This is a genomic window from Rhizobium sp. P2_G9, from assembly GCF_056403475.1.
In genome coordinates this window covers 1-24,698 of record NZ_JBFUFK010000047.1, presented here as the reverse complement: position 1 = coordinate 24,698, position 24,698 = coordinate 1, and the positions used below count along the sequence as shown (strand labels likewise).

Annotated in this window: 21 protein-coding genes; 14 read left to right on the top strand and 7 right to left on the bottom strand. The window is 60.0% G+C overall.

Annotated features, from left to right (window positions below):
• The first annotated feature begins 142 nt into the window (after positions 1 to 142).
• From AC1DYF_RS31215 to AC1DYF_RS31200, 4 genes are all read left to right on the top strand, one after another.
• Complete coding sequence (locus AC1DYF_RS31215; RefSeq protein WP_477881560.1) at positions 143 to 1,414, top strand: hypothetical protein; 1,272 nt, start codon at positions 143 to 145, stop codon at positions 1,412 to 1,414.
• Between the two features lie 29 nt (positions 1,415 to 1,443).
• Positions 1,444 to 2,271 (top strand): WecB/TagA/CpsF family glycosyltransferase, encoded by an 828-nt coding sequence (locus AC1DYF_RS31210; protein ID WP_477881558.1) that lies wholly within the window; start codon positions 1,444 to 1,446, stop codon positions 2,269 to 2,271.
• A complete protein-coding gene (gene wecC / locus AC1DYF_RS31205; RefSeq protein WP_477881556.1) occupies positions 2,268 to 3,524 on the top strand; it encodes a UDP-N-acetyl-D-mannosamine dehydrogenase in 1,257 nt (418 codons plus the stop codon). Before AC1DYF_RS31210 ends, wecC begins: the two co-directional genes overlap by 4 nt.
• 62 nt (positions 3,525 to 3,586) lie before the next feature.
• The gene (locus AC1DYF_RS31200; RefSeq protein ID WP_477881555.1) at positions 3,587 to 4,627 is read left to right on the top strand and encodes a sterol desaturase family protein; all 1,041 of its coding nucleotides are present in this window, start codon (positions 3,587 to 3,589) and stop codon (positions 4,625 to 4,627) included.
• 97 nt (positions 4,628 to 4,724) lie between these two features.
• Here the strand turns inward: AC1DYF_RS31200 and AC1DYF_RS31195 are convergent, their stop codons facing one another.
• The 3 genes from AC1DYF_RS31195 to AC1DYF_RS31185 all read right to left on the bottom strand — a co-directional run bounded on the left by AC1DYF_RS31195 (position 4,725) and on the right by AC1DYF_RS31185 (position 7,364).
• Entirely contained in the window at positions 4,725 to 6,506 is a 1,782-nt protein-coding gene (locus tag AC1DYF_RS31195) for a tetratricopeptide repeat protein (RefSeq protein WP_477881553.1), read from the bottom strand.
• A gap of 327 nt (positions 6,507 to 6,833) precedes the next feature.
• Positions 6,834 to 7,049 carry a hypothetical protein gene (locus AC1DYF_RS31190; RefSeq protein ID WP_477881551.1) on the bottom strand — a complete coding sequence of 72 codons (216 nt, stop codon included), beginning with the start codon at positions 7,047 to 7,049 and terminating at the stop codon, positions 6,834 to 6,836.
• Between the two features lie 81 nt (positions 7,050 to 7,130).
• Entirely contained in the window at positions 7,131 to 7,364 is a 234-nt protein-coding gene (locus tag AC1DYF_RS31185) for a hypothetical protein (protein ID WP_477881550.1), read from the bottom strand.
• Here AC1DYF_RS31185 and AC1DYF_RS31180 point away from each other — a divergent pair.
• Positions 7,364 to 8,905, top strand: coding sequence for a calcium-binding protein (locus AC1DYF_RS31180; RefSeq protein ID WP_477881549.1), 1,542 nt, complete (start codon positions 7,364 to 7,366; stop codon positions 8,903 to 8,905). The two genes, AC1DYF_RS31185 and AC1DYF_RS31180, sit on opposite strands and share 1 nt — an antisense overlap.
• Before the next feature lie 233 nt (positions 8,906 to 9,138).
• Here the strand turns inward: AC1DYF_RS31180 and AC1DYF_RS31175 are convergent, their stop codons facing one another.
• From AC1DYF_RS31175 to AC1DYF_RS31165, 3 genes are all read right to left on the bottom strand, one after another.
• A complete protein-coding gene (locus AC1DYF_RS31175) occupies positions 9,139 to 11,676 on the bottom strand; it encodes a cation-translocating P-type ATPase (RefSeq protein ID WP_477881547.1) in 2,538 nt (845 codons plus the stop codon).
• A 136-nt stretch (positions 11,677 to 11,812) separates the two neighbouring features.
• Complete coding sequence (locus AC1DYF_RS31170) at positions 11,813 to 13,351, bottom strand: bifunctional aminoglycoside phosphotransferase/ATP-binding protein (protein WP_477881546.1); 1,539 nt, start codon at positions 13,349 to 13,351, stop codon at positions 11,813 to 11,815.
• 106 nt (positions 13,352 to 13,457) lie between these two features.
• On the bottom strand, positions 13,458 to 14,126 hold the full coding sequence (locus tag AC1DYF_RS31165) for a CBS domain-containing protein (protein WP_477881545.1): 669 nt from the start codon (positions 14,124 to 14,126) through the stop codon (positions 13,458 to 13,460).
• Between the two features lie 147 nt (positions 14,127 to 14,273).
• On the opposite strand from AC1DYF_RS31165, the gene AC1DYF_RS31160 reads away from it, so the two are divergent.
• Positions 14,274 to 14,717, top strand: a complete 444-nt coding sequence (locus tag AC1DYF_RS31160) for a host attachment protein (protein WP_477881543.1) — start codon at positions 14,274 to 14,276, stop codon at positions 14,715 to 14,717.
• Between the two features lie 103 nt (positions 14,718 to 14,820).
• Here AC1DYF_RS31160 and AC1DYF_RS31155 read toward each other — a convergent pair whose 3' ends face one another.
• Positions 14,821 to 15,645 carry a universal stress protein gene (locus AC1DYF_RS31155; RefSeq protein ID WP_477881541.1) on the bottom strand — a complete coding sequence of 275 codons (825 nt, stop codon included), beginning with the start codon at positions 15,643 to 15,645 and terminating at the stop codon, positions 14,821 to 14,823.
• A 313-nt stretch (positions 15,646 to 15,958) separates the two neighbouring features.
• Between AC1DYF_RS31155 and AC1DYF_RS31150 the strand changes: the two genes are divergently transcribed.
• The 8 genes from AC1DYF_RS31150 to AC1DYF_RS31115 form a co-directional block, all read left to right on the top strand.
• Complete coding sequence (locus AC1DYF_RS31150) at positions 15,959 to 16,795, top strand: universal stress protein (protein WP_477881540.1); 837 nt, start codon at positions 15,959 to 15,961, stop codon at positions 16,793 to 16,795.
• A gap of 232 nt (positions 16,796 to 17,027) precedes the next feature.
• Positions 17,028 to 18,002, top strand: coding sequence for an ABC transporter ATP-binding protein (locus AC1DYF_RS31145; protein WP_477881538.1), 975 nt, complete (start codon positions 17,028 to 17,030; stop codon positions 18,000 to 18,002).
• Positions 18,003 to 18,250: 248 nt separating this feature from the next.
• Entirely contained in the window at positions 18,251 to 18,916 is a 666-nt protein-coding gene (locus tag AC1DYF_RS31140; protein ID WP_477881536.1) for a pyridoxamine 5'-phosphate oxidase family protein, read from the top strand.
• A 381-nt stretch (positions 18,917 to 19,297) separates the two neighbouring features.
• Complete coding sequence (locus AC1DYF_RS31135) at positions 19,298 to 19,834, top strand: hypothetical protein (protein WP_477881535.1); 537 nt, start codon at positions 19,298 to 19,300, stop codon at positions 19,832 to 19,834.
• A gap of 174 nt (positions 19,835 to 20,008) precedes the next feature.
• Positions 20,009 to 21,304: a bifunctional sulfur transferase/dioxygenase Blh gene (gene blh, locus AC1DYF_RS31130; RefSeq protein ID WP_477881534.1), complete on the top strand. Its 1,296-nt coding sequence runs from the start codon at positions 20,009 to 20,011 to the stop codon at positions 21,302 to 21,304.
• An 841-nt stretch (positions 21,305 to 22,145) separates the two neighbouring features.
• Positions 22,146 to 22,448 (top strand): STAS domain-containing protein, encoded by a 303-nt coding sequence (locus AC1DYF_RS31125; protein WP_477881532.1) that lies wholly within the window; start codon positions 22,146 to 22,148, stop codon positions 22,446 to 22,448.
• A complete protein-coding gene (locus tag AC1DYF_RS31120; protein ID WP_477881531.1) occupies positions 22,448 to 22,816 on the top strand; it encodes a response regulator in 369 nt (122 codons plus the stop codon). Before AC1DYF_RS31125 ends, AC1DYF_RS31120 begins: the two co-directional genes overlap by 1 nt.
• Positions 22,813 to 24,698, top strand: a 1,886-nt coding sequence (locus AC1DYF_RS31115) for a chemotaxis protein CheA (RefSeq protein ID WP_477881529.1), incomplete at its 3' end; no start/stop codon positions are given. The genes AC1DYF_RS31120 and AC1DYF_RS31115, both read left to right, overlap by 4 nt.

The following is a 24,698-nucleotide window of genomic DNA, read 5'->3' as shown; positions in this document are numbered from 1 at the left end:
GGATATCCTACCTCCCATAAGTCTTTGAGAGCGCTTTCTTACAATCGGTAATTTTATAGCATGCCAGAGGGTTCAGAAGAGCTTTTGCGGCCCCAACAACGCACAGAACAAATCTTCACTCCATTTGTTTAGGTCGGATCTCATGGCAGTCGATGGCAACGATCTGGAGGAAGCGACAGCGTATCAGGTCCTTCCACGTAGCCCCATCCCACAAACACACTTCACCGCCTGGACCGAAAATATTCGGCATGACAGATTGGTGCACCTGAGGAAGACGTCCGCCTCTGCCGGATTGCAGGTCGATGGCCTTATCGATCTCGCCCTCGCGGGCCTGTCGCGTATGCATAAAGCCGGGTCGTTCGCGCACACGCTACGCCGCGTCAAAACGAAGCCGGCTTCCGCGGCGGCGCCAGGCGAGCGGCTTGAGGGTGAAAGCCTCCGTTACACGGCCATGGCCGCTCTTGGACTGTCCCGAGTGAGCGAAGGATTACAAAGGCAGGTCCTGGGCTCTTTGACGGCCGCCGACCTTGCCCGCGTGGCGGCCAGACGCGCTGAAAGCTCGACCGATATCGGTGCGGTGGCTCTTGCAGCCTGGGCATCGGCGGAGGTGGGGCATGTCTATGCGACACGGCTGTTTCGCAGGCTTGCCGAGGACCTTGCATCGGATGCCCCGATGCCGACGGTTGCCTGCGCCTGGGCGCTGGTCGCCGGGCTCGCAGGCAGGCGCCTGGGTGAGACGTCGGAGGTCATTGTCCTGGCGCGCAACAAGCTCGTTCAGGCGAGATCGGCAGTCGGGCTTTTCCCCCATCAGATTCCCGCCGCGGCGAGCGGGCGAATGCGTTCGCACATCGGCAGTTTTGCCGACCAGGTCTATCCCATCCAGGCGCTGGCCCGTTTTCATGCGGCCTTCGGCGATCGAAGCTTGCTGTCCATGGCCGAACAGTGCGCGAAACATCTGTGCGGCCTGCAAGGGCGCGACGGCCAGTGGTGGTGGCACTACGATATCCGCGACGGAGCGGTGGCAGAGGGCTATCCCGTCTATAGCGTTCACCAGCACGCCATGGCGCCGATGATCCTGCTCGAACTTCGCGAGGCCGGGGGAAGCGATTATCTGCCAGCCATCATCAAGGGGTTGAGATGGCTGAACGAGCGACCTGAAGTCGCGGTGCCGCTGGTAATACCGGAAAAGGGAGTGGTCTGGCGCAAGGTCGCGCGCCGCGAGCCTAACAAGGCGTCGCGCGCCATCGCGGCATTCACGACGGCAATCTCCCCAGGTCTGCATATGCCCGGACTGGATACGCTCTTTCCGCCGCGCCGCGTGGACTATGAATGCCGCCCATATGAGCTGGGGTGGCTTCTCTATGCATGGCTTTCGGGCGGCGCTGTCGCCGAGCTCGCCAACGACGGCCATTAGAAACCGTTTTCATCACTAGGGGGGTTGAAATGACTTGCGACCGCCAGCTCCTGTTCGGCATGCATGTGGACGCCATCAGCATGGATGAGGTGATGGAGCGCTGCCACCTCGCCTTGACAAAACGTCAGCGAATGCTGCTCGGCGTTCTGAATGCAGCCAAGATCATGCAGTTGCGCCGTGACACGCTGCTCAGAAATTCGCTTTTGGAATGCGATTTGCTGCTGGCGGACGGACAATCCATCGTCTGGGCAAGCCGGCTGCTCCGGCGACCGCTTCCCGAGCGCGTCGCGGGGATCGATATTTTCGAGCGGCTGCTGGCGCTTGCGCAGGCGGAAGGGCGCCCGATCGCGCTTCTCGGCGCCCAGCCGAACGTATTGGCGAGATTGGAGGCCGTGATCGTAAGAAAATATCCCGGCCTGAGGATCGCCTATAGTCACCACGGATATTTTCACACCGGCGAATCGGATGCGATTGCCGAGGGAATCCGGAAATCGGGCGCCGACATGCTGTTTATCGGCATGACCTCGCCGAAGAAGGAAATTTTCCTTGGAACGTATGGGGCGTCCCTGGGGGTGCCCCTGATGCATGGCGTCGGCGGCTCGTTCGACGTCATGGCCGGCCTGACGCGGCGGGCGCCTGTCCGATGGCAGAAGGCCGGCCTGGAATGGGCATTCCGCGTGCTGCAGGAGCCGCGTCGCCTGTGGTGGCGATATCTGTCGACAAACAGCGGCTTCATCCGGCTGACGGCCGCCGAAATGATCCACCCGTCGGCGCCGTTCAAGGTCGATCAGTCGTGGAAATATGCTGCAGTCGGGTTCGATAGTACCCGAAGAATTTCAGTGGAGCGTAGTGTATGAGTGAAGTGTTCAAGGGTCGCCTCGCGGTGATCGGAATGGGTTACATCGGTCTGCCGACTGCGGTTGCGATCGCGACGCGTGGCATCGATGTCGTTGGCGTGGACATCAATCCGGCGACGGTCGCCGCGGTGTCACGGGGCGAGGTGCCATTTGTCGAGCCGGATCTGGCGGTCGGCGTCAGCGGTGCCGTCGCCATGGGCCGGCTGACAGCCAGCCTCGAAGTCCCGGAAGCCGACGCATTCATTATCGCGGTGCCGACGCCGTTCAACGAAGATCGCACTGCAGACCTTTCCTATGTCAAGGCGGCTGCAGAACGGATCGCGCCGCGCCTCCGGTCCGGCAACATCCTGGTGCTGGAATCCACCTCTCCTCCCGGTACGACCGCACAGCTCGCGGCCTGGGTCGGCGCCATGCGGCCCGACCTGAAAATGCCCCGGGATGGTGAAAACGGTGCGGACATCCACGTGGCGCATTGCCCGGAACGGGTGCTTCCGGGTCGTATCATGATCGAGATCATCACCAATGACCGCGTCGTCGGCGGGCTCACACCCCATTGCGCCGAGAAAGCCGCCTCGATCTACAGGCTTTTCGCGCAGGGTGAGATCCTGCTGAGCGACGCCGCCAGCGCCGAAATGGCAAAGCTGGTCGAAAACGCCTATCGCGATGTCAATATCGCCTTTGCCAATGAATTGTCGCTGATTGCAGAAACGCTGCACATCGACGTCTGGGAGGTGATCCGCCTGGCGAACCGGCACCCGCGCGTCAACATCCTCAGCCCGGGGCCCGGCGTCGGCGGTCACTGCATTCCCGTCGATCCGTGGTTTATCGTGTCCGCCGCGCCGGAACAGGCGCGACTGATCCGGGTCGCGCGCGAAGTCAACGACCGGCGGCCGCATCATGTCGCCGAGCAGGTGGTGGAAAAGGCACGCCGGTTCCGCTCGCCAACCATTGCCTGCCTCGGACTGACGTTCAAGGCGAATGTCGACGATATCCGTGAAAGTCCGGCCATCGAGGTGGTTGGCCTGATCGCCAAGGCTTTGCCCGATGTCGAGGTTCTGGCGGCCGATCCCTTCGTTACCACGATCCCGAAACTGCTGGCCGGCTATGACAACCTGCATCTCGAAAGCGCCCACGCGGCGGTCGAACGCGCAGATATCGTCGTGCTGCTCGTCGAGCACGATCCGTTCAAGGCCATTCGTCACACCAGGCTGGGCGGCAAGGTGGTCTACGATACGAGAGGTGCGTGGCGCTGAAATCCGACCGTGGCAGCAGTAGTATAGCGTCAAAGTAGCAGCGTAGCGTGGGGAGTAGGGTTGTGGAGGAATTGTACAGGTATTTTATGAAATGCCCTCAGATTTTAATTACATGCATTTTTTTCTTCGGTGCCGGTTGTCTAAGCTTCCTGATTCATATTCTGAGAAATCGTGAAAGCTTTTCTCTCAAGGAAATGCTCAAGCATTGCATTCCCTACAACATTTTTCGTTCGAAAAGCGTCCATATGGACGTGAAGATGTATATTATACACGCAGCCACCGACTCCATCTTCTATTTTCCCGGATTGGCCGTCATGGCCATTGTGTCGAGTGTTGTCGACACATCGCTCCTGGGCCTGGCTCCGGATCATGCGGCCACCCAGCCCAGCTATTGGACAGCGTTTCTGAGCGTGATGGCGATCTTGTTTGCAATCGAACTGTCAGACTATATCGTTCACTACGCGGAACACAAAATACCCATACTATGGGAGTTGCACAAAGTTCACCACTCCGCGGATATCGTCAATCCGTTGACGGCGAGGCGTGGACATTCGATCGCATTGGTCTATTCCGGAATTTGCTCAGGCATTATCGTCGGCGCGACTGTCGGCCTCTTGATGTTTCTGTTCGGCATCAGCCTCATCGAAGCAATCGCGCTACAGGCTTTCACAAACAAGATCGGCAATCTCTGGACGCTCAGCCCTCTGAAACATTCTCACATTCCAGTTGGATTCGGCTGGTTCGACAAGATCTTCATCAGCCCTCACATGCATCAGGTGCATCACAGCAAGTTGCAGCAGCACTGGGACAAGAATTTCGGCAACAACCTGTCGATCTTCGACTGGCTGTTCAACACCGGTTACAAACCGGTGAGGGGCGAGGAAATCACGTTCGGCATATCGGGGTATAGTGAGGCCGAGCTGCAGAAATTCAACACTCTCTTCGGCGCGTTCATATCTCCGCTGTTGAGAATAAATGATCGGGTATGGCAACGCATCGGTGCCGGGAGGCGCGCCGCACCGGGCAAATCTCGCAACAATGACGGAGAATTCAACTCGGTCATGGACACGGGCGCGAAGCAGATGCCGACCGCGCCGATGTAGGTCGCTCTGCGCGAACCAATTGCCGGTCTTTGGATTTCCTGACACAGTGTCCAGAGGCTCTCAGCCAGACAGGTGCGAGCGAGCGCGGATTTCCGCATCAGCCTATCAATCCTGCCTTGCGAATTCCTGCGACGCGGCGCTCGAAATCCTGGGGGTTGCGGAAGGGCAGCACGCGGCGCCGGCGCTCGACGGAAAAGCTCGGGTTGATGTTCAGCGTGCGCGCCCAGGCCTGCCGGCTTTCCTCCAGACGGCCCAGATGGCCGTAACATGAGGCAAGTAGCGCATAGGCGGTCTCCGATTGTGGGTTGCGGGCAAGGCGCTGCTCGATGGCGGCGATTGCAAGCTCATATTCGCCAAGCGAAAAGCGGGCATCGGCGACAAACTGCAACACGATCTCGGGATAGTGCGGATCGAGCCTCATTGCGTTGTCGAGCGTATCGAGGGCTGTCGCCGGGTCACCGGAGAATATCTGTATGTGGGCCTTCACCATCAGCAGTTCGACGGAGTTGGGCGCCGCGGCCAATCCCCGCTCGACTTCCGCCCGAGCCCTATCAAGCTGCCGGTTCCACATGCATGCCAAAGCGAGCGCGAAATGCACGTTTGGCTGTTGGTCGTCCATGGCCACGGCCTTTTCGGCGCCTTCGAGTCCGATCGCAAGCGAGCTATCCGGATCGGCGCTCCAGCCATTGACATAATCGAGAACGTGACTGAAGGCGAGGAAAGCATGGGCCGCTGCATAATCCGGCTCGATGGCGATCGCGGCTTCTGCCAGGCGGCGCGCCTCCAGGTTTCCGGCAGGCGTCGACGTGAAGGCCTGTTCTCGGCTTCGCAGCAGCAATTGGTAGGCTTCGATGCTGATTGCATGCGAGCGGATGAGCTTGTCCTGGTCGCCGGGCGCGAGTGTGAGTTTCAGCGCCGCCACGATCTCCTGGGTGAGTTCATCCTGGACGGCGAAAATGTCGGTGAGATCGCGATCGAAACGGCTTGCCCAGACATGCCCGCCGTTCTCGGCATCGATCAACTGCGCCGTTACCCGCACCCGGTTGCCGGCTTTTCGAACGCTGCCCTCCAGCACGTATCGGACGCCAAGTGCTTTGGCGACATCCGGGATGGAGACGGCAACATTCCTGTAGACGAAGGAAGAGTTGCGGGCGATGACGTGCAGCTCGTGCAGCTTCGAGAGGTCGGTAATGATGTCCTCGCTGATGCCGTCGGAGAAATACTGCTGTTCAGCATCGCCGCTCATGTTGTTGAACGCGAGCACGGCGATGGACGGCTTGTCGGGGAGGGGCGGCGCAGATGGCTCGGCTCTTGCCTGACGGGGCGCCGGTGACGCCTGTTTCACCGATGCGGCAACGCCAACCTGAACTGCATAGACCCGGACCGGCTCGGCAATGTTCTTGAGTTCGGTCTCGCCCATATCATTGGCAACCAGATCGAGCTTCGATTTGACCTGTCGATAGGCATCTTCCGAAAGGCAGATAGCGCCGGGAGCGGCAATGGTTTGCAGGCGGGCGGCAATATTGACGCCGTCGCCCATAAGGTCGCCGTCGCTCTCTTCAACGACGTCGCCTAGGTGAATGCCGATGCGGAAGACGATGGCGCGATCTGCTGCGACCCCGGCATTGCGCTCTATCATGGCGTTCTGGACTTCGACAGCGCAACGGACCGCGTCGACAACGCTGCGAAACTCGATGAGACTTCCGTCTCCCGTTCGTTTGACGATGCGTCCATTGTGGACTGCGATCGTCGGATCGATGAGATCGCTCCGCAGCGTCCTCAGCCGCGCCAGGATACGGTCCTCGTCGGCGCCGGCGAGGCGACTATAGCCGACGACATCCGAAACCAGGATCGCCGCGAGCTTCCGCGTCTCGCCCATCACTGTTGCTCCCTATTGCCAGGACCAGCCCGGCTATCGGCAGGATAACACACTATATCCGCTGGCTAGAACAATGATCTGCAAGAAAAAGGCCCGCTTTCGACTGCGGCAAATCACATTTCTCTTGGCTTGATTGCGCCTCGGACGACACAAAATCATCGGTGGTTCTGCTTTCCCGCCGGGTTCAGTTCAGTGGTCGTACCTCTATTGGCTAAGGTCAGTTGCCTGGCCAGCATCGGCGACAGGCATCAGCAAATTTGAAGTCGACGGCGGCTCCTGTCGCTCGAAAGTCAGCCTCCTTGGCTAGCGCTCTGCGAGCAATTGTCGTCAGCTGATCGACATCTCGTCAAGCTTCGCGAGCAGACGAACAGCCTCAGGTCGATCGGGTTCCCAGAACTTGATCAATGTGTTTCCGGCCGCCGACGTCGTGATACTGAAGGCTTCACGGTGCAGACCTATTTCAATCAACTTCGTTTCCAAAGCGGCAACATTGGGGATATGAGGCGTGAAATTCGCGACGCAGATATATTCCGTTCCGAACATGACCTTGCTCCATAAGGCAGAGCTAATGTATCGCAACGGTCGCGCTCATCTTCAACTCAAAGCTCGTGATAACCTTACTTGCTAACCATTTGCCATAAGCCCGGCTCGGCTGATTACTCCGTTTGCAATGGCCGATATTTCGATTTTATTTGAAATCCGCAATTCAAATTGTGCGCTGGAAGGTACTTTCGCTGCCGAAGCATGTTGGAAGGCCGGGAAGATATTTGTCTTCCTACCTTCCAATTCACGAATTCGATTGTGGTATTCCAGGAATAGTCCAATATCCATGAGGAATACCGTGGGGGTGTAGGCCAATGGCTAGTGTCACATTCGCAGGCGTCAATACTTACTTGACGGGGACGGGGACGGCCGTTCTTGACGATATTTCCTATATCGACGCATTCGCCACATCCGGAACCGATGATTTCGGCGATGCCAAGCTGACCAGCATCAGCGCCGACAACAATACGTCGCCGCCGGATATGCGGACCGCGACGCTGTCGGTGTCGACCGACGATCTGGGACAGGAGACGATTACCGGAATTTCGGCCGGCTTTGGACTGTCGAACGCGCTCTCGGTGGTGATGAGCATCAGCAACCTGTCGCTCGCGGCCACTCTCAATGGTGCGAACCCCTATGATTTCGCCAACGAGGCGGAAATTCAGCGCCTGTTGAAGCTGGCGCTGATGGGCAACGACAGGTTCGCGATCAGCGGCGTGGTTTCGGAGATCTGGGGCGATGTGGAGCAGCGGACCGGAGCCGCCACAACGGTCTTCGGCGACGACATCCTGTCGATCGGCGCCATATCGGCGGCAGCCGGTTTCGAGCGGCCGATCTTTTACGGCGATGCCAAGTCGGTGTCGGCCGATGCCGATGTCACCGCTGGCGCCGACCGCATCAATGCTGCCCATGCCGGCATCGGCGTGACGATCTTCGGCGATTTCATGACGGATAACCGTGCCGATCCGCTGGCGGCGAGCTATGGTAACGACAGGCTGGTCGGTGGGGTGGGGGACGATTTCATCTATGGTGATGCCAAAGGCAGCCGAGCCAGTGGAGACGATATCCTCTTCGGTCGCGGCGGCAATGACAGGCTGTCAGGCGGCGGTGGCGACGATATCCTGCGCGGTGGCACCGGCACCAATACGCTTATCGGCGGCGCCGGGTCGGATACGCTCAGCCTTGCGGAGTTTCACGCCTATGGCGACCCCGATGGTTTTGCATTCACGGTTCTGGATCTGGCCCATCCCGAGCGCAATTCAAACCTCCCGGCCACCAACACCTTGATCAGCATCGAAAATGTCATCGCAGAGAAATTCAACAGCTACGGTGGCGACGTCATCTATGGAACGGGTGGGGCAAATGTCATCACCAGCGCGGGTGGGATCAATCGTTTTCACGGGCGCGGCGGCGGCGACATCCTCATAGGCGGCGGCTCATTCGACAGGCTTTTCGGCGGGGCCGGCAACGATACGCTGATCGGGCATAGGGACTACGATTTCTTCATTTTCGATGCCAAGTTGGACCCTGTCACGAATGTCGATCGGATCAGGGATTTTTCGGGAGATTTCGACTCGATCTGGATCGACGACCGGATAATGCCTGGCATTTCGAAGACCAAGCTCAATATCGATGTCAACCATCTCAGCACTGTCGCCCCAAAACCCTTGTCGGTACAGGCATTTTACGCGAACCAGGATGGCAAAGCCCATGATGCCAGCGATCGCCTGCTCTATGACACCGACAATGGCCGGCTTTACTTCGATCCGGACGGCATAGGCGCGGAGCGGCGAGTTCTGTTTGCCGTGCTGAGGGGCCAGCCCACGGTGGAGGCGGGGGACTTTGGGTTGTTTTAGCGTCGATGGCCGGCAGCGAGGCTCGTGCATCTTCCGCGATCAATCTGGTTTTCCATTCCGGTCCACCGCCGTTGACATCGTGATTGGTCGCGGGGGCGATGACAGGGTCGGGCTCTGAAGACAGGCGCCGGGGCGTCGGGAGGCCACCGCTTTGCCGCGATCGGAGTTCGGGATAGCATAAGAGAGGCTTGCGGCTTTGGTTTGGTCGAGACCTGGCAGTCTGTCGTCGGTCTTCAGAGCTGGACATACCGCGTCAGCAGAGATTTCAATGTTTCCAAGAGCAGCAGAAGGCCGAGAAAGAATGCAGCGGCAACGGCCCATTGGTTGAGAGCAAGACGCCCGAAATGAAAGAGTTCGGAAGCGGCCGGCCAGAAGAGTGAAAGACCGAGAATGGCGGCTACGGCTGCCACGACCCAGGCGAGAGAAGGATTGGGGCGGCTGAAGGCACGCAAGAGGGATGTACTGAACGACCGGTTGACGAGGATCAGGCAGATGAGCGCAAGCACGAGCCAGGAGAACGCCAACGCCCTGGCCTCCGCCGTCGGCAGGCCCTTGTCCAGCGCCACCACATAGGCAACGGCGACTGCACCGAACGTGATCGCACCCTGAAGCAGGCTCCAGCCGATCAACTGCCATGTAAACAGAGGAGCATCCGGTCGCCGCGGCGGACGCTGCATGGCATTTCTTTCTTCGACCTCGGCTTCGAAGACCAAGGAGCAGACAGGATCGATGATCATTTCGAGGAAGGCGATATGGATTGGCCAGAAGAGGATGGGCAGTCCTGTGAGTAGCGGCAGGAGGGTAAGGCCCGCGATCGGCACATGAACGGCAACGATGAAGCCCATCGCCTTTCTCAGATTGTCATAGATCCGCCGGCCCAGCCGGATGGCATTGACGATCGAGCCGAAATCGTCGTTCAGCAACACCAGCGACGACGCTTCGCGGGCGACGTCGGTTCCCCGGGCGCCCATGGCGATGCCGATATGCGCGGCTTTCAGCGAGGGCGCGTCGTTGACGCCGTCACCGGTCATGGCGACGATTTCGCCGTTTGCCTTGAGGGCCTGGACGATCCTGAGCTTCTGCTCCGGCATGATGCGGGCAAACACGTTCGTCGTCTTGACGCGCTCCGCGAGTTCCGGATCGCTCATCTGGTTGATGTCGGCGCCGGTCAGAATCCCGCTCTTTTCGAGGCCCGCCTGCTCGCCGATCGCCCGGGCCGTGATCGGGAAATCGCCGGTGATCATCGCCACCCTGATGCCCGCAGCACGGCAGTCTGCGATTGCAGCAGGTACGCTTTGCCGCAGCGGATCGGACAATCCGATCAACCCCAGGAACTCAAAATCGAATTGCCTTTGTGACGGAGGCGTCGTGTCGCCCGGCAGGGCAGCGCGGGCGACGCCGAGAACACGCAGGCCCTTCTCGGCCATCGTAGCAATTGCCGATCGCACATGATCGAGCGCCACACCCTCCAGCCCGCACAGCTCGGCAACGACTTCGGGTGCTCCCTTGCAGGCCGCGATGAGGCCGGAGTCCTGCATGCGCCACAGCTGCGTCATGGCCAGGAGATCGCGCTGGAGTGCAAAGGTTTTGACAAGCCGCCAACCCCGCTCGTCCGCGGCGGCAAGTGCTCTGCCGCGGGCAAAGGCATGGAAAGCTTTCTCCATCGGGTCGAACGGGTCCGGAGCACTCGCGAGCGCTGCGGTATCGGCCAAACGATCGAAATCTTCGCCAAGCCCGGGCGGAACGGTGTGGGTCGTCAGCGGAAGATCGCAATCGCCGGCAACGCGCAGTTCGGTGACGGTCATGCGGTTTTCGGTCAGCGTGCCGGTCTTGTCGGTACAGAGGACGGTCGCCGCCCCGAGCGTCTCGATCGCGGCCGCCCGGCGGGTGAGGACATTTGCCTTGGAAATACGCCATGCGCCCATGGCCATGAACACGGTCATGATCACCGGGAATTCCTCCGGCAACATCGACATGCCGATGGCGATGCCGGCCAGCAGGGCATCAAGCCAGTTGCTCCGCAGGGTTGCGTAGAGCACGATCGTCAGCAGCGTCACCAGCGCCGCACCCACGGCAGATATCCGCACCAGGCGGGAGGTCTCGGCCTGAAGGCGAGGCGGCTCGCTTTCCAGTGCGCGCAGACTCTGGCCGATTTTTCCGATCTGGCTGCGTGAACCCGTCGCCGTGACTTCCGCTCTCGCACTGCCCCGCACGATCATCGACCCGGCAAAAGCGACCGGAAGGTCGTCTCCGCCGGGCTGCAGGATGGATAGGCTCGGCAGGTCGCTCATCGCCTTGCGGACGGGCACGGACTCTCCCGTCAACAGGGATTCGTCGGCCTGCAGGTCCTGCGCCTCGATGAGCCGGCAATCGGCTGCGACGCGGTCACCTTCCGCAAGCAGGATAATGTCGCCCCTGACGACATCGCGGCCGGCGATGACTTTCCGCTCGCCGTCCCGGATGACCGCGGCGCGTGGGCTTGTCAGATCGCGCAGAGCTTCGAGAACGCGCTCCGTCCTTGCTTCCTGGACGATCGTGATGACGGTGGACAGCGCTGCGAAGGCAACGATAATCAGCGCTTCGCCGAGATCCCCAAGCAGAAGATAGATCAATCCGGCCGCAAGAAGCAGGGCAAACATCGGCTCCCGCAGGACCTCGAATATGATGCGAAGTGGAGTTCGCCTGGCCGGGCCCGGAAGCTCGTTAATGCCCTCCGCAATCAGCCGCGCCCGTGCCTCATCTTCTGTCAGTCCGGCTATGATTTCGTTCACGGTGTGATCCTGCCTTTGCCGCACAGTGACGGTATAGCTTGCAGCGATCGCCCTGATGTTGACCAGGGTCAATCCGGAGCGTCTGAATGCGATCGATGACCGCAAAGTCTTCGACCTCGCCTGATCGTCGCTGGCCTCAGTCCTCTGCGGGTCGGTTCAGGATGTCCCGGACCAGGGATGGTATAGGCAATCCGGCGTCGAGCCTGCGCCAGGCGATGGGCGCCAGCGTCTTGCCGAGCTGAAGGGCCAATATATTGACATCGGCATCCGACGGCCCGCCATGGCGGGCCGCGACGCGGTCATGCAGTATCGCCGGCTGGGTTTCCAGCCAGATGCCATCGAAGCGGATATGCGCGCCGACGGCTGCGGCCTCGATCAGCGCCCGGTTTTCCGGCCGGTCGAAGACCGCATCGGCAACGACCGAGCCGCCATCGGCGAGAATGCCGCCCGCGCGTCGCGCCATGTCCTGATACACTCTTTCCGACATTTCCGGACTATAAGCTGACGCGTCGAGCCTGGTTTCCGCGCTGACACCATGGATCGCTTTCCGCACCCGGTCGCTCTCGATGATCCGGGCGCCCGGCGGCATGCCGATGTCCGGCGCCAGGGACTCAGCCAGCGTCGTTTTGCCGGATCCGCTTAGGCCGCCGATGGCGACGAGCCGTGGCGGGGCCTCTCCCAAGAGATCGGATGCGAGCGAGAAATAGGACCTGGCCTCGTCGACGAGCGCGCCGGTCTTGCTGCTGCCTTCTTCGATCTGCGTTGCCGTCACATGGGCGCGGACGGCGGCACGGATGGCCATTAGGAAAGGCAGCAGAATGAATCCGTCTTCATTGTCCGACTGATCTAGATAGCGATTGGCGACGAGATTGGCGTGAGACCGGAAACCGCGATGCCAGAGATCCATCAGCAGGAAGGCGAGATCGTAGAGGGTGTCGACCGTGGCGATCTGGTCGTTGAATTCGATGCAGTCGAACAGACGCGGCTGGCCGTCGATGACGCAGATGTTGCGCAGATGCAGGTCGCCATGGCAGCGGCGGACCTTGCCCTCGGCCTCGCGCCGGTCGAGCCGTGCGGCGTGCATTGCCAGCCGGTCGCGGAAGCGCCGGCCGATCGCCTGCACTATAGCAGGGTCGAAGACATGGCTGGTGGCGAAACCGGCCTCGTTGATGGCGAGCACGGCCTCGATATTGGCCGCGCCGCCGCCGGCGTGCACCGCCGGCGCCGTCGCATGAAAGGCAGCAATCATCCGGGCAGTAGCGGTCATCAACTGCGGCGTCAGCGTGCCAGCAACCGACATCCGATCGGCGAGATTCTCTTGGTCGAAGCGCTGCATCTCCACGACCGCATCGCACAATTGTCCTTCGTCCGAGAAGGCCAGGCATCCATCGGGCATGCGGCTGATCCGGCGGATGCCGAGATAGAGGCCGGGTGCGCCGGCGGAATTGAAAACCACTTCCTTCTCGCAGGCGTCGAGGCGTCGCTCTGCGGTCGAGAAATCGACATAGGGCAGCTTGACGGCACGCTTCATCTTGAAGGCGCGGTCGCCGACAAGGAAGATGCGCGAAATATGGGTCTCAATGGTTTCAATCTGGGTTTCGACCGGCGCGGTCAGGCCGTAACTGCCGGCGTCACGCAGGAAGGCTACGACATCGCTCTGGTCTTCCACGATCATGGCGTTTTCCAGTCACAGAAATTTGCACCGCGGAATACAACCATTTGAGCACGTGTCCGGATGCAGCGTCGCTCTCAGGCGCATAGCAGGAAATGTCGAAAGCCGCTCACGCTGACCGGACTGCAGCATCGATTGCGTTCGGTGCATCCGAGGGTACACGGAGGTCGTTGATGATGCCGCGCACGCCGTTGACCGTCTCCGCCACCAGATAGGCCGCCTTCTGTTCCGCTTCGGAGCGGACCTGGCCCGAGAGATGGGCGTCGCCATTGCTGACTGTGACGCTGACTTGGGCCAGATCGAGATCGAGCTCGTGGTGGAGACGGGTAGTGATGGCGAGCCGGATCGCTTCGTCGCTGCAGGCGCTGTCGTCCGGCGGGCTTGCGATGATGCCGCGCAGAATATCGGCCCGGCTGACAATGCCCACCACTTTTCCGTCGTCGATGACCGGCACGCGCTTGATCCGGTTGGCGCTCAGCAGGGCGGCGATCTGGTCGATCGGCGTGGTCTCGGAAATCGTCACGACGGGACTGGTCATCGTGTCGGCGACGCGCCAGCCATGGGTCCTGATATAGTCTTCAGCGCTCTGGCGGCCCTCGCTCTTGATCGCCGCAGGACCCAGCTCAACCCTGCGGAGCAGGTCACCTTCGCTCAAAATGCCGACAAGTTTGCCTGATCCGTCGATGACGGGCAGTCCACTGACATGATGGTCCAGCATGATCCGGGCGGCGTGGCGAATGCTGTGATCCGGTGTCACCGACAGGATCGCTTTGGTCATGATGTCTCCGGCAAGCATGAACATCTCTCCTATGAGGCCGTTGATGCAATGACCTTAGCGGAGCCGGGGCCACTGCCGTTGACCTCGATCAAGGTTTGGCAACCTTGTCGGGCGCAGACCGGTTTCAAGACAAGAAGGAGAAGTTCAATGGCAAATGTCAGTGTCCCGAACGGCGCCTGGATCATGGTCGCCGACCATAGCAAAGCGATCCTGCTCGAGAACAAGGGTACGCCGGTTGCGCCGCATCTCGAAGTCCGCAAGGTGATGCAGGCGGCGGCCAATCCGCGCACCCATGAACAGGGCACGGATGCGCCGGGGACAGTATATTCGGGAAGCCATCATAGTACCGTCGACCAGACCGACTGGCACGCGGTTGCCGGCCGGCGCTTCCTCGAACAGGCTGCGGAGACTCTGGACGCCATGAAGGCCGACAAGGGCTTTGCTTGCGTCGTCCTCATCGCGCCGCCGAAGGCGCTGGCGGAACTGAGAGCCGTTATTTCGGACTCTGTCAGAGCATCGGTTGTCGGCGAACTGGACAAGGACCTGGTCCATCTGCCGGTCGCCGATATCGGTAGGCACGTTGCGGCCTGATGCCGGAAGTGACGGGCGGCATATTCCACCCGCAGCGAATACGTGCCGAGGATGGGCAAAGTCGGCTCGTCCTCAGCACACTTGACGATAGGTCCGTCACATCTCAGTGGGAGATCAGGATCGGCAGCATCGGATTGGTCAATATATCCAATGTCGCGCCGCCGAGAATGAATTCGCGCATACGCGAATGGCCATAGCCACCCATCACCAGTAGATCGGCGCTCAGTTCGATCGCCTTTTCCTGCAATGCTTCGCCGACCACGCGGCCATGCGTATGGATCGCATAGGGCTCCGCATGCAAGCCACGCGCCGCCAGACTGTCGAACAATCGCCGGCCGGGATCATCTCCGAGCGGCTTTTCGTCCACCGCGTAGATGATCGAAAGCTGCGTGGCGACGCCAACCAGAGGCGTGGCATCGGCCAAGGCGCGTGCCGCCGCCCGGCTGCCGTCCCAGGCGATGGCGACGTGGTCGATGCGACCAAGCGAGGGGGTATCGGGAAAGAGGAGGACGGGACGGCCGGAGTCGAAAATCACTGCCTGCGACAGGGCTTCGAACGGTGCGGTCGATTGCAGCAATGTCAGGTCATAGTTGCGCGCCATTTCGCCGACAGCCTCGGTCACTTCGACACTGCTGATCGATACTGTCTCGCAACTCGGCTTGACGTTGGTTCCGACCGCATGCTGCTGAAGCACGCTCCGCAGCCGTTTGCCGGCTTCCGCACTTGCGCGTTCGGCTTCGAGTGCCATCGTGTCGACATTGACCAGCAGCGATGCCCAGGGATCGGTGATCGGCGGAATGGTGACCTCAACCGCGACCGCGTGCAGCAGGGCGTTGCAATTGCTGGCGAATTTGACGGCGTTGCCGATCGTCACGTCGGACGTCTGGTCGGGATAGGTCATCAGGGGAAGAAAGAATTGGCTTTGCATCTGTTCGCTCCTTCGGGTCCTTGTCGTGGCTATGCGCTGTGGGCGCATTTTTGCCTGCGCTGAAAGATCGGCATTGACTCCGATCAAAGCACTGGGATTCGGGCGACCTGGATTCTGAACCGAGCGGCCCTGCCAGCAGCGCCAAACCCAATCGAAGGAGAGTGTGCCCAACCGTCGTCAGGCCCCGCAGACAGGGCCGGTCGGCTTTGATTTTGCGCAAGCGTTTCGAACGCCATTGCTGTTGATCAAAGTCAAGGCGAGCGGATGGCTGCCAGCTAGTCTGCCTTCATCGGTCAACGGAAGGAAGACGGATATGACATTCAAGACCATTCTCGCTGTCATCGGTATCGATCACGACAATGCCGATGTCATTTCAGTTGCAAGTCTTGCAGATCGTTCAGGCGCACATCTCAGCGGGATTGTGGTTGCCAGTGTCCCGCCACCGCCATTCAGCGAGATGGGCGGCGATGCCTATGAAGCCTGGTCGCAGATGTGGGAAGACGAAAACAATCGCCTCGAGCGCAGGGTTGGCGAGCTTCGCCAGTTGCTCAAGGACAAGAGCCTGCCTGGCGAGTTGCAGCCGGTCTACTGCATTCAGGGCGATATTGCCCAGCAGATCGGCGAGCGGGCGCGCTATGCCGATGTCACGGTGGTCGGCGGCGACATGCTCAAGGATGAATTCCTGCTGAAGCGTGTGCTCGATGGGGCGATTTTCGACACGCCAACGCCGACGATCCTCGTGCCGAAGGGCAAGGAGATCGACTTTGCTCCGAAAAGGGTCGTGGTTGCCTGGAATGATGGCATCGCGGCTGGACGGGCGCTGCGGCAGTCCATGGATCTCCTCGCCGGCGCCGAGGATGTTCGCGTGGTGGTCGTCGACCCCCACGCGACAAGCGGCGCGACCGGTCAGGAGCCGGGCGCCGATATTGCCGCTTTCCTCACCCGGCATGGCGTCAAGACAACGGTCGACGTGCTGGCGAGTGGCGATCATGAGGTCGATGAGGTGTTGCGGCGGCATGCGGTCGACATCAATGCCGACCTGATCGTCATGGGGGCCTATGGTCATTCGCGGCTGCGGGAGCGGATTTTCGGCGGGACCACGCATTCAATGATCGACAACCCGACGATCCCGGTTTTCTTCGCGCACTGACCAAGAGTTGAAGGGCGCCGGATCAAAGTCCGGCGCCTGCTCTTGAAGCGCACCAGAACCACCGCGCCGCGGCGACCATGAAGCCGTCACCCGTCACCATTGGCCCTGCCGAATTTTTCGGATCAGGGTCATATTTTTAGGAGAGGAATTGAGACATGCGGCTCGACGCCATTTCCCGCTCGCTTCAGATGCTCGCCAGAGCGGATTCCCGAATTGCCGACATCACCTTCGAATGAGTGATCCGTTCCGACGAACCCTGCGGATAAGCCTCGATCTCTACGGCTATATCTGGTCGGAAAGCCGGTCCAAGCAGGCCTGGATCTCTGTGCTGACGATGATCCTGGCGCCGATGATGATGGTGCCGCTCGAATTGCAGCGCCGGATTGTCAATGAAGCGGTGCAGAAGGGTGACATCGCTCTTCTGGCCATCCTGGGCAGCATCTATTTCGCAGTCATATGCCTGCAAGGCGCCATCAAGTTCGCGCTCAACATGCTCAAGGGCATGGCGATCGAGGGGATTGCCCGCGATATTCGCTTCAGGATCGTCGAACGCGTGCGGGATACCGATGGATCGGATGGCAGAACCGGTCCGGACCTCAGCCCCGGCACGATCGTCTCCATGCTGGCGGCCGAGACCGAGGATGTTAGCGGTTTCGGCGGCGAGGCTTTCGGCCTGCCGCTGCTGACCGGCGGCACGATCGTCTATGTCGTGGGCTATCTGCTCTGGGCCCAGCCCCTGATTGCCGCCTTCGCGCTGGCGCTCTACCTGCCGCAGGCGCTGATCGTGCCGTTGACGCAGTATACGATCAACCGCCTGGCGCGTCTCAGGATCATCAACGTCCGCCATCTCGGCCATATCGCCGCCGGCATCACCGATGCGGCCATCGCCATGCGCGTGACCGGGGCAAGCATCATCCATCGGATATTTTCTCTCAGGATCGCGATCTATGCGCGCAAATATGCGCTGGCTGCACTCGGCAATTTCCTCGATTCCATGGGAGTGATCGTGGTATTGACCGTTGGTGGTTACCTCGTGATCCACGGCGAGACGCAGGTCGGCACGCTGGTGGTGTTCATTTCGGGCCTCAACAAGATCGCCGATCCCTGGGACGAGTTGATCAACTTTTATCGTTCGGTGTCGAACACAGCCGTCGCCTACGACATGATACGCGCTCAAATCGAGGATCGCGGCTTTCCGACTGGATAATTTTGGCCCAAACTCAATTGTCTGCCGCGATGTGCGTCCTGTTGCCATCCGGCAGCCTGAGACCGTTGATTTCCATGAGAGCGCTCGACGAAGCCGGTTTGACCAGGGTCAATGCGTCCGGTCGTGTGGGAGGGGACAATCCTTGCCGGACGATGCACCCTCGGAGCGGTTTCAACCGCTTTTGGGCATGTCGGACGGATGATGTTACAAATGCGCTCACACGAAACATAGCGATAGGTGGCAAAATCATGATTATCCAGGAGATGCGTGCAGCGGAATGTCACAGCCTCGTTCAAAGCGAGCGGATCGCTCGCCTTGCCTGTTGCCACGACAACCAGCCCTATGTCGTGCCGATCCACTATGCATATTTGCTGAATCGCTTTTTCAGTTTTTCCATGCCGGGGCAGAAGATCAGCTATATGCGGGCCAATCCGAAAGTCTGCGTCGAGATCGAGCACCTGTCGGACTATCAGAATTGGCGATGCGTGGTCTGTGAGGGCGTCTTCCACGAGCTTTCGTCGGAGCGGGACCGGCAGACCGCGTGGGAAGCTCTCCAGACGGTCAAGGACTGGTGGGAGCCGGGTTCGCTCAAGCCGACCCCGCAGGAGTTGACCGGAAAATATCCGCACATCTTCTACGAGATTGTCATCAAACAAATGTCCGGCCGAAGTCAGACACCGGTGTCGGACGGGTGTCGACATACAGAGACAGAGACACAGACTGAGACGGACAACGGAGACAGAAAACAAAACCAAACAAAAACAAAACTTGAAACCTCGCCTCTTCAATCATCGCTGTGCCTGGCCGAACCATTGCCTGGCTCTGGAGACGGAGCAGGCGGACAGGTTGGAGCAAAACATCTGGTGACCGACGGTTCTTCCTCAACCTCGGCCGGTCGGTCGAGACCAGGGTAGATCAAACCATATCGCAACGGTGCGGACGACAACAATGTCGGTGTCAAATCGTTCGTTGATGGCGACGTCCTGTTCCGACGGTGCGTGGTGTTTGCCAGGTGGGTGCGAGAGACAGAGGACTGTCAATGGATTTCGATTCAAAAGTGGTGTAGTGATCAAGGCTTGGGAGCGGGCGGCTGGATATACTATTCGAATGAGCGGCTTAGCTGCTCCAACTGGCCGTTGGCGCGTTCTGTTTGACGTTCTCGCGGAGCAAATGTTGCGCCATTCTGGCGATCGGTCGGTGGCGGCTGGCATAGGCTGGGTAGGGCGGCAGAAGACGACACAATCTCCCATAACGAGAAACCGAGGCGCAAGCCCCGGGGTGGTAAGGAGCTTGGCATGATTCGATTGGCGTTCGCGGCACTTGCTGTTCTGACGCTTACGGGCGGGGCCGCCGCGGAGGAGGTTGACGCGCCTACCTTGGTCGATCTCTTCGTCAAAACCTGCGCACTTCGGCCGGCATTGCCAAGCGAACTGGACCGCATCGCCTCGGAGGTGGGTTTCGCCAGCGAACATGGCCCGGTCTCTCCTGAATGGGAAAGCGGACCCAAGATCGACATTGTGTATTTTGCAAAACTGATGGTGCGGGGACAGAAAGTCGGCCTCTCCGCCTATTTCACCGGCCCTGTCGATCGTCCTACCGTTTCGTGTTCCGTGCACTCTCTCAGCGCTTCGACCGACGGTCTGGCCGATCTCATCGAGCAATCCCTGAAGACTCACGACCGGACCGATAAGGTGACCGCCAACGGCGATCGACGTGAGGTGGATTGGCATATGGGAGCGGCGGGGACCGGTGACACGCTCGAGCTGCATACGTACCAGGATCCGCCGCGGCGTGCCTCGATCTCGACGACCTATCTTGGCCACAAGCGCTGAATGGCTGTCAGGTCTCGCCACGCGAATTTCTGGACGGGCCGTTCTACCATGATGTGACGGCTCCAGGCCGGATTGGACTGCCCTCGAGCCGGCCGCAGCATCGGCAGCCGCTTGAGCTGAGCTCAATATAGATTAGCTTGGCCGTATAGTGAATGTGGAGGCGGAGTAATGACAATGACGGTCATCAAAATCACGGAAAACCTGACGGTGTCAGCCCAACCTGACCTTGCCGCCTTCGGCAGCCTTGCCGGAGAGGGCTTCGCCGGCATCATCAACGCAAGACCCGACGGTGAAGAGCCCGCTCAGCCCGGAAATGCCGCAGAGGCTGAGGCCGCGCGCGCGGCTGGTCTCAACTATGCCTTCGTCCCGGTCACCGGCCCCACCATCACCGAGGCAGATATCCGCGCCTTCCAGGACGTGGCTGCGGCTGCGAACAAGCCGGTTCTGGCGCATTGCGACAGCGGCCTGCGCGCGCTCACACTCCACATCCTCGGCGAAGTTCTGGACGGCCGGATGGAGCGCCGCGATGTGGAGGGCTTCGGCAGACGCTTCGGCTTCGACCTGGCCGGTGCTGTACGCTGGCTGGAGCGTGAGGATGGCCGCGTGCCGGAGGTCAAAGGCTTTTATGATCCCCGAACCGGCAGCGTCCAATATGTCGTCAGTGACCCCCAGGCAAAGGTCTGCGCCATCATCGATCCCGTGCTCGATTTCGACGAGAAATCCGGCGCGACGGCGACCGGCAATGCCGACGCTATTCTCGACTATGTGTGGAGCCAAGGGCTGAGCGTCGAATGGATATTCGACACGCATCCGCATGCCGACCACTTCTCGGCTGCGCACTATCTCAAGCAGAAGACCGGCGCCCGCACGGCGATCGGTGCTCATGTCGTCGACGTGCAGCGACTGTGGAAGGACATCTACAACATGCCGGACTTCGCGGCTGATGGATCGCAATGGGATCGCCTGTTCGAAGACGGCGACGGATTCAGGATCGGCGGCCTCGAAGGTCGCGTGATGTTCTCGCCAGGCCACACGCTCGCCTCCGTCACCTATGGCATAGGCGACGCCGCCTTCATCCACGATACGCTGTTCATGCCGGATTCGGGGACGGCCCGCACGGACTTTCCCGGGGGGAGCGCGAGAGAATTGTGGTCTTCGATCCAGCGCATTCTGTCATTGCCCGACGAGACGCGACTGTTCACCGGCCATGATTACCGCCCGGGTGGACGACACGCGAAATGGGAAAGCACGGTTGGCGAGCAGAAGCGCGCCAACCCGCATATCGCCGGAATAGACGAAGAGAGGTTCGTGGCGCTGCGCGAAGCACGTGACAAGACGTTGCCGATGCCGAAGCTGATCCTTCACGCGTTGCAGGTAAACCTTCGTGGCGGCCGCTTGCCGGAGCCGGAGAGCAATGGCCGACGATACCTCAAATTCCCGCTCGATGCGCTGGATAGCGCCCCATGGTGACGAAGACGCCATCGATGCGCAGAGCCGTTCCGCCCGAGGAGATGGCGAATCGGGCGGGTGAGTCGCCTCGCTGTTGAAAAACGCTGGCGCACCCCGTCATGGTGCCTGCCCACAGACGCTTCAGGCCGAGGCCATCAACGCCGGGAAACCGCGCCTTGACATTGCGGTCATGCAGAGCGCCCGCAGGAGCGTTCCTTCGCCGGCAACCTGGTTCCCCTGGTCGATGTGGCGCGAGCGAAAAGATACGATCTCATCATACTCCTCGGGGCGCAACGAACCGTGGTGCCCATCGGCAGAACCGGTTTTGCCGCCCACTTTCTGTCGCTGGGCAGGCGGCTGGGATCGAACTCTCGCGTCCTCGAGGTGCAGGTAAATATCTGCAGCAGGCGCGCCATGAAGAACCCGAAGTTCTTCAATTGGCCGTTGTTTAGCGCTCTTCCAACGCCATGCCCTGGACTTGGAAAAATCCTTCTACTCGCTAACGTTGCTGGCGGTGACGCTGTTGTAACGTAGTTACATTTTTAGATATTTCTATATTTATGTGAATATGTTTGAGTATGTTTCGCATATATTGTTGTTTTCTGCTATATTACTCGAAGTATGAGGGAAGAAAATAAAATAACGTCATACAAAATAACGAAATTCATTGACATATGTCAATTATTATACGCGATGATTGGTTGTATTGCTTGGTGAAACGTGCATATAAGCATAAAAATACTTTATTATAAATTAGTAATTTAAGTATATTCCAGCGGCGTTAACCATTTATTATCCGAACTATAGCAAGTTAAGAACGCAACCAAACGCCGAATTCCACTCGAATAGCGGGCAAAAAAGCATGGCGTATCAGATCGCCGAAAAGGTCAACATTCGCAATATCCGCGACATCTATGTCGAACTGCTGGCCCAGTTCGCGAAACTGGACACGGTCGAGATCGACGCTGACGGCGTCGGTGAGTGCGATCTGTCTCTCATTCAATTGATCGAAGCGGCTCGCATCCAAGGCCGCGCCGCCGGCAAGGAGATCAGGCTGGTGAAGCCAGTCAATGAAGCTGTCACCGATACGCTCCGGCGTGCGGGCTTCCTTGACGGTCTTTCTGCGGAAGACGGGCAATTTTGGTTTCATAAGGAGGTTATTTGATGTCTGCCAAGATCCTGACCGTCGATGATTCGGCAAGCGTCCGCCTGACGACGAATATTGCGCTGTCGAGCGCGGGCTATTCCGTCAGCGAAGCGGAAAATGGTGCCGAGGGCATCGCCAAGGCGACGTCCGAACAATTCGACCTGGTCGTCACCGATCTCAACATGCCTGTCATGGACGGCCTGACGATGATCCGCGAATTGCGCAAGATCCCGAGCCAGACGGGTATTCCGATCATCTTTCTCACCACCGAATCCGACGGATCCATCAAGCAGCAGGCCAAGGAAGCCGGCGCCACCGGCTGGCTGACCAAGCCCTTCGACCCGGAAAATCTGGTGAAGATCGTCAAGAAGGTGCTCGGCAAATGAATTATCCGGATCCGATTGCAGTCTTCAGGACCGAGGCGGCTGAATTGCTCGAAGCGATCGAAGCCGGCTTGCTCGACCTGCTCGAGAACCTTTCGGATAAGGAGCAGATCGATTCGGTGTTCCGGAGCCTGCATACGCTCAAGGGCTCGGGCGCAATGTTCGGCTTTTCAGCGCTCGCCGCTTTCACCCATCATTGCGAGACCGCTTTCGATCTCGTCCGCAAGGGTGAAGTTCCCGCAACCAACTATCTGATTTCGACTGTCCTCGATACCCAGGGCCATATGCGCACTCTGGTCGAAATCCCGGGCGGCAACCACGACGCGGAAAGCACGGCACTGCTTGAGCGCTTGCATCAGGCTGTCGAAGCCGCCCGCGCCGGCGGCGACGTACCTGCCGCCGTCGCCAGCGCCAGATTACGGCATTGGAAGGTGATGTTTTCACTGCCGGCCGACGCCATGGCAAATGGCACTAATCCTCTGGCGCTGCTCGATGAACTTCGCGACCTCGGTGAATGCAGCTTCGTTGTCGATCGTTCCACTGTCCCCGCCCTCRGCGCTTTCAATCCCTCGACCCTCTATGTATCCTGGACGGTCGACCTGAAAACCGAAGCACCCCGTTCGGCGATCGAAGATGTGTTCATCTTCGTCATGGACGAGATGGTGCTCGATATTTCTCTGGTCGGTGATGATGAAGCCATTGCGCCTGTGGTGGTTGAGAAACCAGTATTGGAATTCAAGCACGTCGAAGCTGATCACATAGAAATGCCGCCTTCGACGGCGGTGAATGCGTCGGCTTCCGCAGCGGCAAATCCTCCGGCTGCGTCTGGCGACACGAAGGTCAGTAAGGTCAGCGAAAGTGTTCGTGTTCCCGCCGAACGCCTCGATGAGCTGATGGACCGGGTCGGCGAACTCGTCATCGCCCAGTCGCGGCTCTCGCAGCTTGCCAGAGCCGGCAGCGACATTGCCTTGCGCGCGGTCTCCGAAGACATCGAACGGCTTTCGGGCGAGTTGCGCGACACGATGATGGTGCTGCGCATGGTGCCGGTCACCCAGCTCTTCGGCCGCTTCCGCCGCCTCATCCACGATCTGGCCCACGAAACCAGGAAGCAGATCGAACTGGTCACCGAGGGCGAGTCCACCGAAGTCGACAAGACCGTCGTCGAACGCCTTGCCGATCCGCTCGTTCATCTGGTGCGCAATTCCTGCGACCATGGTCTGGAGCAGCCGGAGGAACGCCTCGCCGCGGGCAAGCCGGCGATGGGACGGGTCGTGCTGACGGCGCATCAGACCGGAGGCCAGGTCAAGATCACCATCAGCGACGACGGCCGCGGCATCAATCGCGAGCGTGTCCGCGCCAAGGCGGAAAGCTCCGGCATCATTGCACCCAATGCGGTGCTCTCTGATCAGGAACTGCTGCAGCTGATCTTCCAGCCGGGCTTCTCGACGGCGCAGAGCGTCACCAACCTCTCCGGCCGAGGCGTCGGCATGGATGTGGTCAAGCGCACCATCGATACACTGCGCGGCTCGATCAACGTCACCTCCACCCCCGGCAAGGGCTCGGATATCGTGCTCAATATCCCGCTGACGCTCGCCATCATCGACGGCCTGCTCGTCCGCGTCGGTTCGAGCCGCTATGTCATCCCGCTCTCGGCGGTCGAGGAATGCCTGGAACTGTCGCTCGAAGAGGACATGCGCTCGCGCGGCCGCAGCTTCATCTCGCTGCGCGACAGCCTGGTGCCGTTCATCCGCCTGCGCGACCTCTTCCGCACCGGCACCAAGCCGGACCCGTACCAGAAGGTCGTGGTCATCTCCACGGGCTCGGAGCGCGTCGGCCTGGTCGTCGACCAGATCATCGGCGACCACCAGACGGGACCACCAGACGG